The 15,718-nt window shown below is 68.9% G+C and carries 16 protein-coding genes; 6 read left to right on the forward strand and 10 right to left on the reverse strand.

Going from position 1 to position 15,718, the window contains the following annotated elements:
* Positions 1 to 129: 129 nt before the first annotated feature.
* Entirely contained in the window at positions 130 to 441 is a 312-nt protein-coding gene (locus tag VPA02S_RS18610) for a helix-turn-helix domain-containing transcriptional regulator (RefSeq protein ID WP_062365408.1), read from the forward strand.
* Between the two features lie 185 nt (positions 442 to 626).
* The gene (locus VPA02S_RS18615) at positions 627 to 1,682 is read left to right on the forward strand and encodes an RNA methyltransferase (RefSeq protein WP_062365134.1); all 1,056 of its coding nucleotides are present in this window, start codon (positions 627 to 629) and stop codon (positions 1,680 to 1,682) included.
* Here VPA02S_RS18615 and VPA02S_RS18620 read toward each other — a convergent pair.
* Complete coding sequence (locus VPA02S_RS18620; protein WP_062365409.1) at positions 1,649 to 2,401, reverse strand: alpha/beta fold hydrolase; 753 nt, start codon at positions 2,399 to 2,401, stop codon at positions 1,649 to 1,651. The genes VPA02S_RS18615 and VPA02S_RS18620 overlap by 34 nt on opposite strands.
* A gap of 81 nt (positions 2,402 to 2,482) precedes the next feature.
* Positions 2,483 to 2,872 carry a hypothetical protein gene (locus VPA02S_RS18625; protein ID WP_015866055.1) on the reverse strand — a complete coding sequence of 130 codons (390 nt, stop codon included), beginning with the start codon at positions 2,870 to 2,872 and terminating at the stop codon, positions 2,483 to 2,485.
* Between the two features lie 150 nt (positions 2,873 to 3,022).
* On the opposite strand from VPA02S_RS18625, the gene VPA02S_RS18630 reads away from it, so the two are divergent.
* The gene (locus VPA02S_RS18630) at positions 3,023 to 3,679 is read left to right on the forward strand and encodes a winged helix-turn-helix domain-containing protein (RefSeq protein ID WP_244883608.1); all 657 of its coding nucleotides are present in this window, start codon (positions 3,023 to 3,025) and stop codon (positions 3,677 to 3,679) included.
* A 23-nt stretch (positions 3,680 to 3,702) separates the two neighbouring features.
* Here the strand turns inward: VPA02S_RS18630 and VPA02S_RS18635 are convergent, their stop codons facing one another.
* From VPA02S_RS18635 to VPA02S_RS18665, 7 genes are all read right to left on the reverse strand, one after another.
* The gene (locus VPA02S_RS18635) at positions 3,703 to 5,475 is read right to left on the reverse strand and encodes an SMP-30/gluconolactonase/LRE family protein (RefSeq protein ID WP_244883610.1); all 1,773 of its coding nucleotides are present in this window, start codon (positions 5,473 to 5,475) and stop codon (positions 3,703 to 3,705) included.
* An 82-nt stretch (positions 5,476 to 5,557) separates the two neighbouring features.
* Positions 5,558 to 6,550, reverse strand: coding sequence for a Bug family tripartite tricarboxylate transporter substrate binding protein (locus tag VPA02S_RS18640; RefSeq protein ID WP_062365136.1), 993 nt, complete (start codon positions 6,548 to 6,550; stop codon positions 5,558 to 5,560).
* Between the two features lie 23 nt (positions 6,551 to 6,573).
* Positions 6,574 to 7,575 carry a Bug family tripartite tricarboxylate transporter substrate binding protein gene (locus tag VPA02S_RS18645; protein ID WP_062365137.1) on the reverse strand — a complete coding sequence of 334 codons (1,002 nt, stop codon included), beginning with the start codon at positions 7,573 to 7,575 and terminating at the stop codon, positions 6,574 to 6,576.
* 20 nt (positions 7,576 to 7,595) lie between these two features.
* Positions 7,596 to 8,192 (reverse strand): 2-dehydro-3-deoxy-6-phosphogalactonate aldolase, encoded by a 597-nt coding sequence (locus tag VPA02S_RS18650; protein ID WP_062365138.1) that lies wholly within the window; start codon positions 8,190 to 8,192, stop codon positions 7,596 to 7,598.
* Positions 8,189 to 9,100 (reverse strand): 2-dehydro-3-deoxygalactonokinase, encoded by a 912-nt coding sequence (locus tag VPA02S_RS18655; RefSeq protein WP_062365139.1) that lies wholly within the window; start codon positions 9,098 to 9,100, stop codon positions 8,189 to 8,191. The genes VPA02S_RS18650 and VPA02S_RS18655 overlap by 4 nt, the downstream gene beginning before the upstream one ends.
* Complete coding sequence (locus VPA02S_RS18660; protein WP_062365140.1) at positions 9,097 to 10,284, reverse strand: mandelate racemase/muconate lactonizing enzyme family protein; 1,188 nt, start codon at positions 10,282 to 10,284, stop codon at positions 9,097 to 9,099. Before VPA02S_RS18660 ends, VPA02S_RS18655 begins: the two co-directional genes overlap by 4 nt.
* Entirely contained in the window at positions 10,281 to 11,201 is a 921-nt protein-coding gene (locus tag VPA02S_RS18665; protein ID WP_062365141.1) for a dihydrodipicolinate synthase family protein, read from the reverse strand. The genes VPA02S_RS18660 and VPA02S_RS18665 overlap by 4 nt, the downstream gene beginning before the upstream one ends.
* Before the next feature lie 191 nt (positions 11,202 to 11,392).
* Here VPA02S_RS18665 and VPA02S_RS18670 point away from each other — a divergent pair, with 191 nt between their 5' ends.
* The 3 genes from VPA02S_RS18670 to VPA02S_RS18680 are packed head-to-tail and all read left to right on the forward strand — an operon-like array spanning position 11,393 to position 14,659.
* Positions 11,393 to 13,369 carry a sensor histidine kinase gene (locus tag VPA02S_RS18670; protein WP_062365142.1) on the forward strand — a complete coding sequence of 659 codons (1,977 nt, stop codon included), beginning with the start codon at positions 11,393 to 11,395 and terminating at the stop codon, positions 13,367 to 13,369.
* A gap of 24 nt (positions 13,370 to 13,393) precedes the next feature.
* A complete protein-coding gene (locus VPA02S_RS18675) occupies positions 13,394 to 13,885 on the forward strand; it encodes an AAC(3)-I family aminoglycoside N-acetyltransferase (protein WP_062365143.1) in 492 nt (163 codons plus the stop codon).
* Between the two features lie 6 nt (positions 13,886 to 13,891).
* The gene (locus VPA02S_RS18680; RefSeq protein ID WP_062365144.1) at positions 13,892 to 14,659 is read left to right on the forward strand and encodes a hypothetical protein; all 768 of its coding nucleotides are present in this window, start codon (positions 13,892 to 13,894) and stop codon (positions 14,657 to 14,659) included.
* 77 nt (positions 14,660 to 14,736) lie between these two features.
* On the opposite strand, the gene VPA02S_RS18685 is transcribed toward VPA02S_RS18680, so the two are convergent.
* On the reverse strand, positions 14,737 to 15,618 hold the full coding sequence (locus tag VPA02S_RS18685; protein ID WP_062365145.1) for an aldo/keto reductase family oxidoreductase: 882 nt from the start codon (positions 15,616 to 15,618) through the stop codon (positions 14,737 to 14,739).
* Positions 15,619 to 15,718: the final 100 nt, after the last annotated feature.

A 15,718-nucleotide genomic window follows, 5' to 3' on the forward strand; every position in this document is an offset into this window, starting at 1 on the left:
CGACTGCCTCAAGCGGCTTCGCGGCGACATTCGACAGTGGCTGTAACTCGGCGGGTGACGCGCGCACGCAGGATGCGGACACCGCTCGGGCGGTGGGTTATTGGCAGGACTGGCCGCAGAGAGCAGATGATGAAAAGTAAAGCCCATGACGACGCGATGGCCGAGCTGTATCGAGACGATCCTGCGTTCGCGCTCGAAGTCATCAACGCAATCCTCGAAGACGGCGACCCGGCCGAGTTGCTGATCGTGTTGCGGCAGATGGCGCAAGTTTTGGGTGGGATTCAGGCCGTTGCCGAGCAGGCCCACCTGAACCCGACACAGCTTTATCGGACGCTTTCTCCGAAGGGGAATCCGGCGCTCAGCAGCTTGTCGGCCATTCTGAAGGCAATGGGGTTGCGGCTGGCAGTCCAGCCGCTGGCTGCGTCGGCACACGCCACCTGAGCGCGTCTTGTCGCCCCAAGGTGGATGGGGTCTGCGAACCGTCTTGGCAAAATCGCAGGCTGCCTCATTTTCTTCACGACGCGGAGAACACATTGACATCCATCCCGACGGCCGCCGAATGCGGGCGCTTCCAAAAATGCGACCGAGACACGGCCGGGACGAGGCGGCACCAAAATGACCCACGCATGCGAATCCACGACCTGAAACAACGACTGCGGGAAGCCGGTGCAGGCCCCAGCCACGAGCAGCGCATCCTGCGGCTGTGGTCCCACGCGCTGCCGCGCAACAGCGGCAGGCGCCTGCCGGCGAGCTTCTTTCCGTCGTCGCTGCTGGCGGCCCTGCCCGCCATCGAAGCGGAGCTTGCAGGCCTGGCGCGCATCCACGCGGTGCATCCCGGTGCCGATGGTTCCGAGCGGCTGCTGGTTGCGCTGGCGGACGGCCAGACGGTGGAGAGCGTGCTGCTGCCGCGGGATGGCCTGTGCGTCTCGTCGCAAGTGGGTTGCGCGGTCGGATGCCGGTTCTGCATGACGGGCCGCGACGGGTTGCTGCGCCAGGTGGGCAGCGCCGAGATCATTGCCCAGGTCGCGCTCGCGCGCATGCGCCGGCCGGTGCGCAAGGTGGTGTTCATGGGCATGGGCGAGCCGGCCCACAACCTGGACAACGTGATGGAGGCGATCGAGCTGCTCGGCACGGTCGGCAACATCGGCCACAAGAACCTGGTGTTCTCCACGGTGGGCGATCCGCGCGCGTTCGAAAGGCTGCAGCAGGCGCGTGTCAGGCCCGCGCTGGCGCTCTCCTTGCACACCACCAAGGCCGGCCTGCGCAAGAAGCTGCTGCCGCGCGCGCCGAACATGACGCCCGAGGAACTGGTCGGCGCAGGCGAGCGCTACGCCCGGGCCACCGGCTATCCGATCCAGTACCAGTGGACGTTGCTGGACGGCGTCAACGACGGGCCCGAGGAGATCGACGGCATCGTGAGGCTGCTCTCCGGCAAGTTCGGCGTGCTGAACATGATTCCCTTCAACGCCGTGGAGGGCGTGGCCTTCAGCCGTCCGTCGCTGGAGCGCTGCGAGCAGATGGCGCGCACGTTGCATCAGCGCGGCATCCTGACCAAGCTGCGCCATTCGGCCGGCCAGGATGTCGACGGCGGCTGCGGCCAGCTGCGGGCGCGCGCGGCCGAGGCAAGGGTGGTGCCGATTCGGTTCGCTCAGCCGAGCGAGGCCACCCAATCCCAGACCTGAGCAGGCGCCTCGACCATCACGTTGTGGCCGTGCGGCCCGAGCTCGCGCGCATCGGGGTCGATCTCGCGGGTCTGCGCCGTCGTGACCAGCGCGTCGTGTTGCCCGCGGGCAAGGTGGACCGGGCAGCGCGCGAGCGCCGCCAGTTCGGGCACCGGCGGCTTGCCCACGGCATGGGCCCGGGGATCCATCGCAAGACGCCAGCCGTCGTTATCGCGCGCAATGCCTCGTGCAGCGACGGCTGCCGCCGCATCGGCGATTCCGGCCAGGCCGCAGACCTTGAGGTACCTGTCCCACGCTTCTTCTTCCGTGGAAAATTTCTTCGTCGGCTGTAGCGCCAGCGCCTCCATGCGGCGCAGCTCGTCGTCGCTCCACGCGAGCTTGATGCCGGCCGCGAACACCCGGTGCGGCGCGACGCCGAACCAGCCCGTGGCCAGCGCGAGCGCGATCACCCCGCCGAGCGAATGCCCGAGCACCACGAGCCGGCCCTCGGGACGGATGTGCGGCAGCACGGCGCGCGCCACGCTGGCGGCGTACTGGCCGATGGCATAGGAGTCCTGCCGGTCGGACCGGCCGTGGCCCGGCAGGTCGGGCACGAGCCAGCGGCCGCTCCAGCGGGCACCGGCCTCGGCGCACATGGGCGACCACACCGCGCCGGTGGCGCCCATTCCGTGCAGCATGAGGAGCAGGTCCGGGCCTTCGCTGCCTTGTTCGATGTACATGTCCATTGCCTCCGTCGCATCTGCGACGGCGCAAGAATACTTGCCTCTGCGGGCTTTGCGTGCGGCGCCGGATACCTTCGGCTACTCGAACGCGATCTCTGCAACAAGTGGCGAGTCGGGCTCCTTGCCCAGCGCATTGGCGAGCGTGCTGCCCTGGCGGAACCAATAGCGGCAGCCGGTTCGGGTGAGCATCGTGACGCACATCAAGCCATCGGTCTGGACCACCCATGTGCCCGAGGCGCTGCCCGGTCCGCTCTTGTTGGCGAACTCGACGCGGCCGTCAGGCCGAAAGATCCAGTGCGACACCATGCCCGTCGACCGGTTCCTCGACTCGATGCCCTTGTCGATGAGCACGCTCTCGATCTCGGCCTTGCCCAGGTAGACGCGTTCCTCGGCTGCGGTCACGTGGGCGATCGGTGGGAAGAGCGCCATCGCGCTGAAGAACATCGAGCAGAAGATTCGCACTTGCATGATTCGCTCCGATCGAGCACATGGGTACCTACGCGATGAGCTCCCCGAACCTGCGGCGAATGCCACCCATCCACGATAGGCGAAGCACGCAGCTTCTTCAGGACCGAACTGCGAAGATGTGGCGATGATTTCGCGAAGAGAAAATCCTTCATGGCCTTCCGGAGCGAAGCAAACAGGAACAGAATCTCCGAGCGGTTCGCTGTGTTCAATGCCACTGCGGCAATCTCGAGAGATGCGTCCATGTACGAACGGCAACCACCAGCCAATGAGCGAGATCCGCTCGCATCCGCAAGCTTGCGGGGCCGAGCGGGAGTCGCAACAGCGGTTCAGTTCGCGGGCTTCGAGTTCGACTTCGAACGCGGCCAGCTGCGCCAGGGTGGCAGGCTGATCCCGCTCAGCCCCAAGCCCGATGCGCTGCTGCGCTTCTTCCTCGCCAATCCCCAGCGCCTCATCGGCAAGACGGAGTTGATGGACAGCCTGTGGCCGGACGTGGTGGTCACGCACGACTCGCTCGTGCATTGCATCGGCGAACTGCGCAGCCGCCTGGGCGATCACGGCGCGACATTGATTGCGACATCGCCGCGGCGCGGCTACATGTTCGACGCCGAGGTGCTGCCCGTGCAGCTCGATCGCGCGGATCCACCCGCGCGCCGGCCGCAAGCAGCGGCGGCGCCGGTGCAGCGGAGCCGATGGCTCTCGGTCGCCGCGCCGCTGTGCGTCAGTGCGATTGGCATTGCCCTCGCGATCTACATGGCGTCGACACCCAGGCCGCGGCGCAGATCGCCGGGCAAGCTTCCATCACGCTGAGGCTTCACGGCGCACGTCGCACTTCAACCAGCGAATGCCGCCTCGGGCAAGCCCCGCGCATCCGGCAGCTGAATGGCGAACAACGAACCGGACAGCGGCGCGGTCGCCAGTTGCTCCTCGCTCAGGCGCAAGGAGGCACTCGTGACAAACAGCGTGTCCAGGTTGTCGCCCCCGAAGCAGCAGCTGGTGGGACGCGGAACCGGCACGCGCAGGCGCTGCATGAGCTGGCCTTCCGGCGAGAAGCGCGCGATCTGCCAGGCGTCCCAGAGGGCGACCCACAGGCAGCCCTGGTCGTCGACCGTCAGGCCGTCGGGCTTGCCGTCGGAGGCCGCGATGGTGATCAGCGGGCGCCGGTTGCCGACGGTTCCGCAGGCGAGGTCGAAGTCGTAGCGGTAGATGGTCTGGCGGTACGTGTCGGTGACGTACATGGTCTTGTTGTCGGGGCTCCAGCCAATGCCGTTGGGCACCGTGAAACCGGTGTCGACCTGCTTCCAGCTGCCGTTCGCCTCGATGCAGAACAGGTGGCCCCGGTTGGCCGCCGCGGCCATGTCCATCGAACCGACCCACAGGCGCCCGCGCCGGTCGCACTTGCCGTCGTTGTAGCGAACATTGGTGCGGCCCGCCTCGGGGTGGCAAAACGCCGTCAGCCGCCGTGTGGAGAGATCGAGCGCCATGACCCCCCCTGGCGTTGCAACCAGCAGGCCGCCGCTGGCCTTGGGCACGACCAGGCTCGCCATGGTTCCGAGCGGCGTCTCGGTGTCCACGCCCGTCGCGGCGTCGTAGCGGTGCACCGAGGGCGTGAGGATGTCGACCCAGTAGAGCGCGTTGTCGCGAGGCGACCACATCGGTCCTTCGCCCAGCAGCGAACGCACTTCGCTCACGCAGCGCACTTCGACGGACGAGGTGGTTTCGGGCGGCGACTGGGTGGCAATGGACATGGCCTTGCCCGCCGCGCTGTGGGTGATGCTGCGGGCGGCGCCCATCAGCGCGGACGACAGGGTGTGGGCGCGCGCCGCGTCCAGCCGGCTCGCATCGGTGCAGATGGCGACGGCACCGATCGGGCGGCCTTCGTAGTCGAAGATCGGCGCGGCCACCGCCGCGCGATCCGGCGCGCGCTCGCCCTGCTCGATCGCATAGCCGCGTGCGCGCACCAGGTCGAATTCGGCATGCAGCTCGGTCGGCGTCACGATCGTGCGCGGCGTGAAGCGCTCCAGGTCGAGCGCCTGGATCAGCCGCCGCTGGCCCGAGGAATCGAGGTTCGCTGCAATCGCCTTGCCCGCCGCGGACGCATGCACCGGCAACCGCTGCCCGACCGCGGAGCGCGCGCTCGACGTCTCGTCCCCCGGCTCGCAGGCCAGGATGACCACGCACCTGCCATCGAGCACCGTGAGTTCGACGGTCTCGCCCAGCGCATCGCGCAGCCGCGCGAGCTCGTCCTGGGCCGCGACACGCAGATCGAACTCGCTCCATACGTCGTGCGCCAGCTCGAGCAGGCGCAGCCCGAGCTGGAAGGTCTTGTCGTAGGCGTTGTGCCGCAGCAGCCCTTCGCGCACCAGCGTCGCGAGGATGCGGTGCAGCGTGGCCTTGGGCAGGTCGCAGGCGCGCAGCAGCTCGGTGAAGGTCATCGGGCTGCGGCGTGCCGACACGATGTTCAGCAGGTGCATCGCCTTTTCCAGCACGCCCAGGCCCGAAGCCGAAGGCTTGGCGGCGTCGGAGGCCTGGTGCTTCGTTTCGGTGGCCGGAGGCTGGGCTGCGCTGTCTCGCCGGGAGTCGGCTCCGGGGGTGCGACGTGTCATGGATGCGTGGAGAAGAGTTCCAGAGGCGGAACGTGCGCGGGATTCTAGTTCGGGCCCGCCGCGCGCCGGCCGCCGGCACGGCTCATTCGAGCTTGATGCCGCGGCTGCGCACCACGTCCGCCCAGCGCGCCGTTTCGCCCTGCACATAGGCGTGCAGCTGCGCAGGGGTCGACGCTGCCGGCGTCACGCCGAAGCCGGCGAAGCGCTCGCGCACCGCCGGCGTGTCCATGGCTTCGCGCAGCAGCTTTTCGAGCTGCGCCACGCCCGCCGCGGGCACCTTGCGGCCCGCAAAGAGTGCGGCCCAGCCGGAGATGACGAACTCCTCGCCGAGCGAGCGCAGCACCGGCACGCCGGGCAGGCTCGCGAGGGGCTGCGCCGAGGTGACGGCCACCGCGCGCAGGCGGCCGGCCTGGATCAGCGGCAGCGCGACCGGAAGATTCATCACGCCCATGGACACGGTGCCCGCCGCGACATCGGGGATCAGCACGCTGTCGCCCTTGTAGGGCACCGGCAGCAGGCGCGTGCCGAGCTTGCGGTTGAGCAGCTCGGTGGCCAGGTGCGAGAGCGTGCCGACGCCGCTGTTGCCGGCGCTCAGCTCGCCCGCGCGGCCGCGGGCCACGAGATCGTCGAGGCTGCGCACCGGCGAGCCGGCCCCCACGGCCAGCACCAGCGGCTGCGTCGAAATCATGCCCACAGGCTGCAGGTCCCGCTGCACGTCGTAGCCCAGGTCGCTGCGCAGCGCCGGCAGGATGGTCATGGTGGTGCTGCCCATCAGCAGCATGTGGTCGTCATTGCTCGAGGCCACCATCGCGGTGCCGGTGATGCCGCCCGCGCCCGGACGGTTGTCGACCACCAGCGGCTGGCCGAGGCGCGGCCCGATCAGCTCGGCCAGGATGCGCACGGAGCCATTGCCTGCGCCGCCCGGCGCGAACGGAACGATCACGGTGACGGGCCGCGTGGGCCACGCCGCCTGAGCGCGGGCGGGCACGGGCCAGAGCGACGGTGCCGCCGAGGCAGCCAGCAGGCCGAGCATGGCGCGGCGCGGAAGCGGGAGAGCAGTTGCCGAAGTTCGCATGGCGGGGTCCCGGGTCCGGCGGCTCATTCGGTCTTGATACCCGCGTCGGCCGCGAGCTTCTTGTAGAAGGCCGCTTCATCGCGCAGGCTCTTCGCGAACTCCGCGGGACTCGAGCCCACGCGCACCACGCCGCGCTCGCGCAGCTTGGCTTCGGTGTCGGGCAGGCGCAGGAACGCCTGGATCTCGGCCGCGAGCCTGTCGACGATGACGGCCGGCGTGCCGGCCGGCGCCATGACACCGTGCCAGGGATTCATCTCGAAGCCCTTCACGGACTCGGCGATCGGCGGCAGCTCGGGCGCGAAGAACACCCGCTGCGCCGTCGAGACGCCAAGCGCGCGCAGCTTGCCCGATTGCACTTGCGGCCAGGAGGTGGCGGCCGCATCCATCGCGGCATCGATCTGTCCGCCGAGCAGGTCGGTCAGCATGGGCGCGGAACCCTTGTAGCCGACATGGACCATCGAGGTGCCGGTTTTCTGCATGAAGAGTTCCATGCCCACGTGCAGCGCCGAACCCGCACCGGAAGAGCCGTAGCTCAGTTGCCCCGGATGCGCCTTGAGGTACGCAAGGAACTCGGGCAGCGTGCGCGCCGGCACCTTCTGCGGATTCACCACCAGGATCAGCGGCGTGATGCCCACCATCGTGACCGCGGCGAAGTCCTTCACCGGATCGTAGGGAAAGGCCTCGGGCCGCACGGCGGGATTGATGGCGTTGGCCGCGACATTGCCCATGCCGATGGTGTAGCCGTCCGGCGCGGCCTTGGCGACCACCGCCATGCCCACGCTCGAACCGGCGCCGGGCTTGTTGTCGACCACCATGGGCTGGCCCCATCGGGTCTGCAGGTGCGTGGCGATCATGCGCGCCATGGCGTCCGCGGCACCGCCGGCCGGCACCGGCACGATGAACTTGATCGGCTTGGACGGATACGCAGCCGGCGCAGACTGGGCCTGCGCGCCGCCGAAGGCGGGAAGCAGCGCGCAGGCAAGCGCGAGGCGCAGGACGATTCTCTTGTCTTTGCGGAACACCATCTTTGTCTCCTTGGATTTCTTCAGGCTGCCGACCAGCGCGCGATCAGCGCCCTGGCGCGGCGGGTCAGTTCGTCGATCGAAATGCCCGGCGTGTAGAGACCGGACCCGATGCCGACCCCTGATGCACCGGCCGCCTTGAAAGAGCCGATGTTGTCGGCGTTGACGCCGCCGACACTGAACATCGGCGTCCCCGCAGGGAACACGGCGGCCCATGCCTTCAGTGCCGCGGTACCCAGCAGCTCGGAGGGAAAGAGCTTGAGGGCGTCGGCTCCCGCCCGCAGGGCCGCGAAGCCTTCGGTGGGGGTGGCCACGCCGGGCATCGAATACACCCCCCGTGCCTTGGTGCAGCGCACGACACCGGCGTCGAAGTGGGGCGACAGCACCAGCTGCGCGCCGGCGTCGACGACCCGGTCGACCTGCGCGGCGGTCATGACGGTGCCCGCTCCGATCTGCACATGGTCACCGAACTCGCGTGCGAGAGCCTCGATGCTGGCGACCGCCTGCGGCGAATTCAGCGGCACTTCGATGCAGCGGACGCCACAGGCTTCCAGCGCATGCCCCACCTGGAGCACCTCGCCGGGCGCGATCCCGCGCAGGATGGCAATGATCCCGTTCATGCCATTTCCTTTGCGAGACCGGCCTGGAGGGCGACGCGCCATTGCCCTCGCGTGGTCGCCCCGTCGCTCGCGCGGCGCGTGTCCACCCCGGCGATGCCGAGCGCGGTTTCGTAGCGGCCGCACAGGTCGTCGTCACCCAGCAAGGTGACGCTGCGCTGCGGATGCCGCGCGGTCGCGCTCGCGATCTCCAGGCCGATCAGGATGCCCGAGAGATAGTCGGGCAGGCCCTGCGGATCGATGTCGCCCATGAGCCCGGCGGTGCGCGCCGCAAACACCACGTGCAACGCGTTGCCATGCTGTGCCAGGCCCAGCCTGACGCCGGCATCGAAGGTCTCGGGCCGCGCCGTGCCGAACGCCATGAGCCGGCCGAGAATGCCGTGCTTCGTCAGCAGGCCGTAGAACTCGCCGGTCATGAAGGTCTCGAAGCGCTCGACCTTGCCCTCCTCGCCCATCCAAGCCCATTTGCTGTGCGTGCCGGGCAGCACGCAGCAGTCGCCGGCCGCAAGGCCTGCGCCCCAGAGCTGGGTTTCCTCGCCGCGCATCACGTCGTGCACACCGTCGATGCCGATGCAACGGATGCCGGGCACGATGTGCAGCACCGCACCGGGCCTGACCTGCACCCGCACCAGCTGCGACGCGGCGGCCGGCAGCCCGGCCGGACAGGCGACATAGGGCGCCTCTCGCCAGCCCTGGCGGCTGCCGATCATGCCGCTCGCAATCAGCGGCACCGCATGCGTGTCGATCCAGTCGCCGCACAGCGCCAGCAGTGCCTCGGCGAAACGCCGGTCGGGCACGGCCATCACGCCGCCGGGTGCGCTGCGGGCTTCGAGCAGGCCGCCATGCGCATCGAGCAGGCTCGCGCGCAGGTTCGAAGTGCCCCAGTCGATGGCGATCAATGACGCCTTCATTGCGAAGCACCTTTCTTTCTGAGGAACTGCCAGACTTCCGGGGCGGGCTCGATGCCCAGGCCCGGGCCCTCGGGCAGATGGAAGACCCCGGCGTCGCAGCGCATTGCGGTGCGCACGTACTTCAGGTTGCGGTCGAAGACCGAGTGCTGGTATTCGTGCATCGGCGCATTGGGCAGCGCCGCCGTGACGTGCAGGCTCGCGGCCTGGTAGATGCCCAGGCCGATGCTGGCGTGCGGGATCACCTTCATGTGGAACGCATGGGCCATGCGGCCGATCTGCATGAACTGGCTGATGCCGGTGTGTCCCATCTCGGGCTGCACGATCGACATCGCGCGCCGCTCCAGCCGGGGGCGGTACTCGAAGACCGTGCGCCATTCCTCCCCCAGCGCGAGCGGCACGCGCACGCTCGCGCCCACATGGGCCTGGCCCTCGATGTCCTCGGGCTGGCAGGGGGCCTCGACGAAGTAGGGCCTGTAGGGCGCGAGCTGGTCGATGAGCTGCACCGCTTCCTGCGCGGTGAACTTCCAGTGCAGGTCGACCATCAGCCTGACGCCGTCGCCCAGGCCCTCGCGCAGCGACCGCATCTCGGCCACGATGCCGTCGAAGGACACGGCCGCGTGGTACTTGAAGGCATCGAAGCCCTTGGCGACGAAGCCGCGCGCAAGCTCGAGCCGGTCCGCGAGGCTCGCGCCCGGAAGGCCGGACACGTAGGCCGGCACGGTCTCGAGCCGCTGGCCGCCGAGCAGCTTGACCACGGGCTGGCCCACCAGCTTTCCGAAGAGGTCCCACACCGCGATGTCGACACCCGCGATGGCGTCGACGTAGAAGCCGCCGAAGAAGCCGCGCACGCGCATCAGGTCGTACAGGTCTTCCTGGATCACCACCGCGTCGCGCGGATCGCGGCCCACGATCACCGGCCCGATCACGTCGTCGATGATGCTCGTGACCGCATCGGGCGCGACGATGCCGTAGGTCTCGCCCCAGCCGACGGTGCCGTCGTCGGCGGTGATCCTGATCAGCACCGACATGTCGGTCGACGGATAGATCGCGCGATTGCCGCTGCGCACGAGGTAGCCGCGCTCGTTGATCTTCTCGCCGGGGCCCAGCGGCCCGAGGTAGGGCGTGTCGCGCGGCAGCGAGACGATGAAGCTCTCGACCTGCGCGATCTTCGCGAAGCCGGTCATGGCAGCCGGTCCTGCGGCAGCAGCAGGTCCGCGATGTCCGCCAGGAAGGCGTCGACGTCCGCCATGTCCTGCGCGTCGAGCAGCGGGCCCGACATGCGCTGGCGCGTGTCGGCGATGAGGCCGCGCTTCTTGAGCACGTACTTCGTCAGCGACCAGCGAAACACCGCCTGCACGTTCAGCACCGGCAGCATGCGCGTGAAGAGCGCGCGGACCCGGTCGGCGTCGCCCGCGCGATGCGCCTTGAAGAGCGCGGTGTGCACCTCCGCCAGCTCGATCGCGGGCATGGTGCCGGCCGCGCCGCGGCGCAGTTCGTCGGTGATGTAGCGCCCGCCCGCGCCGCCGAAGACACCCAGCAGGCTGGCCGGCGCCTTTTCGCGCAGCACCGAAAGGCGCTGCCCGCTCGGCAGCGTTTCCTCCTTGACATAACGGATCGACGGAACCGCCGCCAGGACTTCGAGCACCACCTCGGGGTCCAGCCCCGCGCCCACCGGCGGCGGCACGTTCTGCAGCATCAGCGCAGTCCCCTCGGCCGCCCGCGCGACCTCGCTGAAATAGGCGATCTGCCCGGCCGCGCCTTTGCGGTCCGGCGGCACCGCCACCATCAACGCGGCCGCGCCGCGCGCGCTTGCCTCGGCCGCGAGGCGAACGGTCGTCGCGGTCTCGCCGCTCGAAACGCCAGCGATCACCGGAACGCGGCCCGCCACTTCGGCCAGCACGACATCGAGGAGCGATTGCCGTTCGTCGGGCGCGAGCTGGCCCACCTCGCTCGCGACGCCCGGGTAGGTCATGCCATCGACGCCGCACCGGAGCAGATATTCGACCAGCCTGCGCAGCGAAGCCGCGTCGGGCCGCCCCTGGGCATCGAAGGGGGTGGGAAGAACAGGGAAGACACCTGTCAATGAAGGACGCTCGGCCATGAAAGTTCTGCTGTTAGTTCCAATGAATGGAAATTATCTTTCTGACCCTTCTCAAGGTAATCTGGTATTAACCCTGAAGAGGCGCCGATGCGCGGGCAGACATCCAGCCTCGACATCGCCCGAGCGAGCAGCGAATTTGCCTAGTTTTTCCATTTAACGGAAAACTTTGTCAGGCACATAATTGTGTCCTGATGAAACCATCCTGCGTTGCCCTTGGCCGGTGGACCGCAACGCTGTGGCTCGCCCTGCCCTTGGCCCTGCTGCCCTGTGCGAGCACCGCCGGCGCGCCGGCCATGGATGCGACGCCGCGGCAGGGCGGCGCGGTCCAGATCACACGGGCCGAACTGCTGTCCGTTCCCGGCACGGGCTATTCGGCCCCGCCGCGGCGCATTGAGGACGCCGGCCTGCCGCGCGAGGGATGGCAGGCGATCGACCTGCCGCGCACGGCCGCGCGCGAGCTGGTGCCCACGCCGGCCGGCGGTGTGCGCACCGTCACCGACTGGTACCGCATCGATCTGGCCGGGCTCGCGCCACCGGCGCAGCAGCCGCTGCTCCTGTACCTTCCGCGCTGGAAGACCCTGGGCCGCATCGCGGTGTACGGCGATGGCGTGCTGCTCTACCAGTCGCAGGGCAGCGCGGTGCACAACGGCTACAACCATCCGCTGCTGCTGCCGCTGAACGCGGCGGCGAACACGCCTTCACCGGTGTCGGTGCTGATCCGCGTCGATCGCCTGCCCAGCAGCGGGAGCGGGTTCTCCACCGTGTGGGTGGGCGGCGAGAATTCGCTGAGCTGGCGCTATCTGCTGCGCCAGCTGCTGCAGGTGCAGCTGCCGTTCATGGGCAGCGCGGCCTTCCTGGCGGTGGGGGCCTTCGCATTCGCGGTGTGGCTGGGCAAGCGGCGCGAATCGCTCTACCTGCTGTTCTTCGCCATTTCGGCAATGGCCTTCCTGCGCATGCTGCACTACTTCGTGAGCGGCGACTACCTGCTGGTCTCGGACGAGTGGTTCGAATGGATCACCGTGGCTTCGCTGCTCTGGCTGATCATCCTCATCCACCTGTTCCTGCAGCGCCTGCACCAGCAGCCCTCGCGCTGGCTCACGCGCTTGTCGGTGGGGCTGGCGCTGGCCTGCAGCGTTGCGACGCTGCCCCATGTGTCCAGGGCGATCCCCAGCCTCTACCTCTTCACGCCGCTGCTCAACCTGGCGGTGCTGCCCGTCACGGTGCTGATCTTCGCGGTGAACCTGCGCAAGGCGCTGCGCGCCAAGTTTCCCGAGGGGCGGCTGGTGGCGGGCTGGGCCGTGCTGGCGCTGGCCTTCACTTCCTATGACGGGCTGCTGCAGAACAACCTGGTAAGCCCGGAGAGCGTGTACACCTCGCCTTACGCCATCATCAGCCTGTTCTTCATCTTCTCGTACATCATGTTCCAGCGCTACACGGGCGCCTTCGCCGAGGTGGCCCGGCTGAACAAGGGCCTCGCCCAGCGCCTGCAGGCGCGCGAGGCCGAGCTGGAGCAAAGCTACCAGCGGCTGCGCGTGATCGAGAACGAGCAGATGCTCGGCGCCGAGCGCCGGCGCCTGATGCAGGACATGCACGACGGCCTCGGCTCGTCGCTGATCAGCGCCATCCGATCGGTGGAGCAAGGCGCCATGAGCGGCACCGAGATCTCGGGCGTGCTCAAGGGCTGCATGGACGACCTGAAGCTGGCCATCGATTCGATGGAGAGCGTGGACGCCGACCTGCTGCTGTTGCTGGCCACCCTGCGCTTTCGCCTGGCGCCGCGCATCGAGAGCGCCGGCCTCGCGCTGCACTGGCAAGTGCAGTCGGTGCCCGCGCTGTCCTGGCTGGACCCGGGCAGCGCACTGCACATCCTGCGCATCATGCAGGAGTGCGTGGCCAACGTGCTGCGCCACACGCGGGCCACCGTCATCCGCTTCAGCACGGCGACGGACGGCCAGGGCGTCTGCGTGGTGATCGAGGACAACGGCGCGGGCTTTGCCGTGGAAGAGGCCCTGCGCCGAAGCGGCCGCGGGCTGCGCAACCAGCAGCGGCGAGCCCTGGCCATCGGCGGCACGGTGCGCTGGGAATCGGGCAGCGGCGGAACGCGCTTCACGCTCTGGCTGCCCCTGCACCATGGGGAGGGTGCCGGCAAGACCATGAGCGCCGCCTGAGATTGCTGTTGCTAGGATGCCGCCATGTCCTCGACCCCCGCCAGCTACACGGTTCAGCAGCTCTCGGCCGACGACGGTCCGCTGATGACGGAGCTTCTCGCTGTTTTCGGCAAAGCCTTCGACGAACCGGCCACCTACGGTGCCCGCCGCCCCCGGCCTGCGTACCTGCGGCAGTTGCTGGGCACCGACTATTTCATTGCATTGGCGGCGCGCGAGGGATCGCAAGTCATCGGCGGCCTCGCGGCCTACGAGCTGAAAAAGTTCGAGCAGGAGCGCAGCGAGATCTACATCTACGACCTCGCCGTTGCCGCCGAGCACAGGCGCCGGGGCGTCGCGACCGCGTTGATCCGCGAGCTCCAGCGCATCGGCGCCGAGCGCGGGGCCTATGTGATCTTCGTGCAGGCCGATCCGCCCGATGCGCCGGCCGTCGCGCTGTACACGAAGCTGGGCGTGCGCGAAGACGTGCTGCATTTCGACATTCCGGTGCCGCCGGTGCAACCCGTGCAGGCATCCTGAAATTCGATGGCCCTCACGCGCGACAACTGGCCGAGCCGCACCACCGTGCAGGCCTCGCTGGCAGCCCGGTTCACCCTGCCGCCCCTGCCCCCGCCGATCCAGGACTGGTTCGCATGGTGCCGCCGCATGGGGAGCCAGTCCCTCGTGCTGGAGGCGCCGAGCTGGCGCGAGGATGGAGGCGGCGTGCTCACCGGCTCGGGCGCCGTCGACGCGCCCGGCCTGCTGGCCGACATGGAAGGCTACCGCTTCATCCTGGACCGGAAGGCGAGCACGCCCGAACATCTGGTGTGGAGCGACGCCGTGGATGCGGGCCTGTGGCAGCCGCACTGGGTGGTCCTGCAGAACGCCGATGGCGATCCGCTGATCGGCGACATCAGCCAGCCCGAGGTGCCGGTGCTGTGGGACTGGCACGGGAGCGGCCGCTGGTCGCCGCAGCCGCTGTTCCCGAATCTCCAGATGCTGATGGCGCGCATCCAGGTGTATGTGCCGCCTTCGCTGCCGAGGGGCGGTGCGCCCACGGTCTTCCACACGGTGCACCTGACGGACCTGGGCGACGAGCCCCTGCGGGTGCTGACGGCGCTCAAGGCGCATCCGGACTACAGGCACCTCGCGGGCGCAAGCCTGCTGAAGCTCAGGCATCGGCTGCCGCTGCCGCTGCTGGACGACAGCGTCAGCGTTGCCCTGAAGGACGAGCTTGTCCATCGCTTCGAGGCGCTGGGTGCTCGGGTGAAGGTGGTCGAAAGGATCTACCGGCACGCCGACGGAAATACATAGCCTTGTGGCAGAGCGCTGGGGTCCGGTGCCGAGATCGGCCGCGAGCGCGTTCTGCGTGACACGAGCTCCGGGCTTTTCTATCCGGCAGCGGAAGCGCCCGCCACGCGGTCCAGCGCGTCCATCGCATCGGCCGGCAGTTCCAGCTTTGCCGCTGCCAGATTCTCGCGCAGGTGCGCGACCGACGAGGTGCCGGGGATCAGCAGGATGTTGGGCGAGCGGCGCAGCAGCCATGCCAGCGCCACCTGCATCGGCGTGGCGCCCAGGCGCTGCGCCACGTCGGAGAGCCCCGAAGACTGCAGCGGGCTGAAGCCGCCAAGGGGAAAGAACGGAACATAGGGAATGCCGTCGCGCGCCAGCGCATCGATCAGCGCATCGTCGTTGCGGTGCACGAGGTTGTAGTGGTTCTGCACGCAGGCGATGCGGCAGATGCGGCGGCCTTCGGCCACCTGGGCCGCCGTCACGTTGCTCAGGCCGACATGGCGCACGAGGCCCTGGCGCTGCAAGTCGGCCAGCGCCGCGAGCGGCGCCTCGATCGAGCCCTCGGCCGGGCCGTGCACGTCGAACATGAGGCGCAGGTTCACCACCTCCAGCACCTCCAGGCCCAGGTGGCGCAGGTTGTCGTGCACCGCCTGCGCGAGCTCCGCGGGCGAGAACGCCGGCAGCCAGCCGCCGGTGCCGTCGCGGCGCGCGCCGATCTTGGTGACGATGACAAGGTCCTTCGGATACGGCGCGAGGGCCTCGCGGATGACCTGGTTGGTGATGTGCGGGCCGTAGAAGTCGCTGGTGTCGATGTGGTCGACGCCATTCGCGACCGCCTCGCGCAGCACGGCCACGGCCGCCTCGCGGTCCCTGGGCGGGCCGAACACGCCGGCACCGGCGAGCTGCATCGCGCCGTAGCCGAGCCGATGGACGGCGCGGTCGCCGAGGGTGAAGGTGCCGGGGGTCTGCGTGCTGGACATGGTGTCTTTCCTGAAGCGCTGAAGTGGGGGAACGAGGTCGTGAAGCCCAGTCTAGGCAGCGCCTCGCTGCTTGATAACCCACCATAATCGGCACAGCCTG

Source organism: Variovorax paradoxus NBRC 15149, assembly GCF_001591365.1.
GTDB classification, from domain to species: Bacteria; Pseudomonadota; Gammaproteobacteria; order Burkholderiales; family Burkholderiaceae_C; genus Variovorax; species Variovorax paradoxus.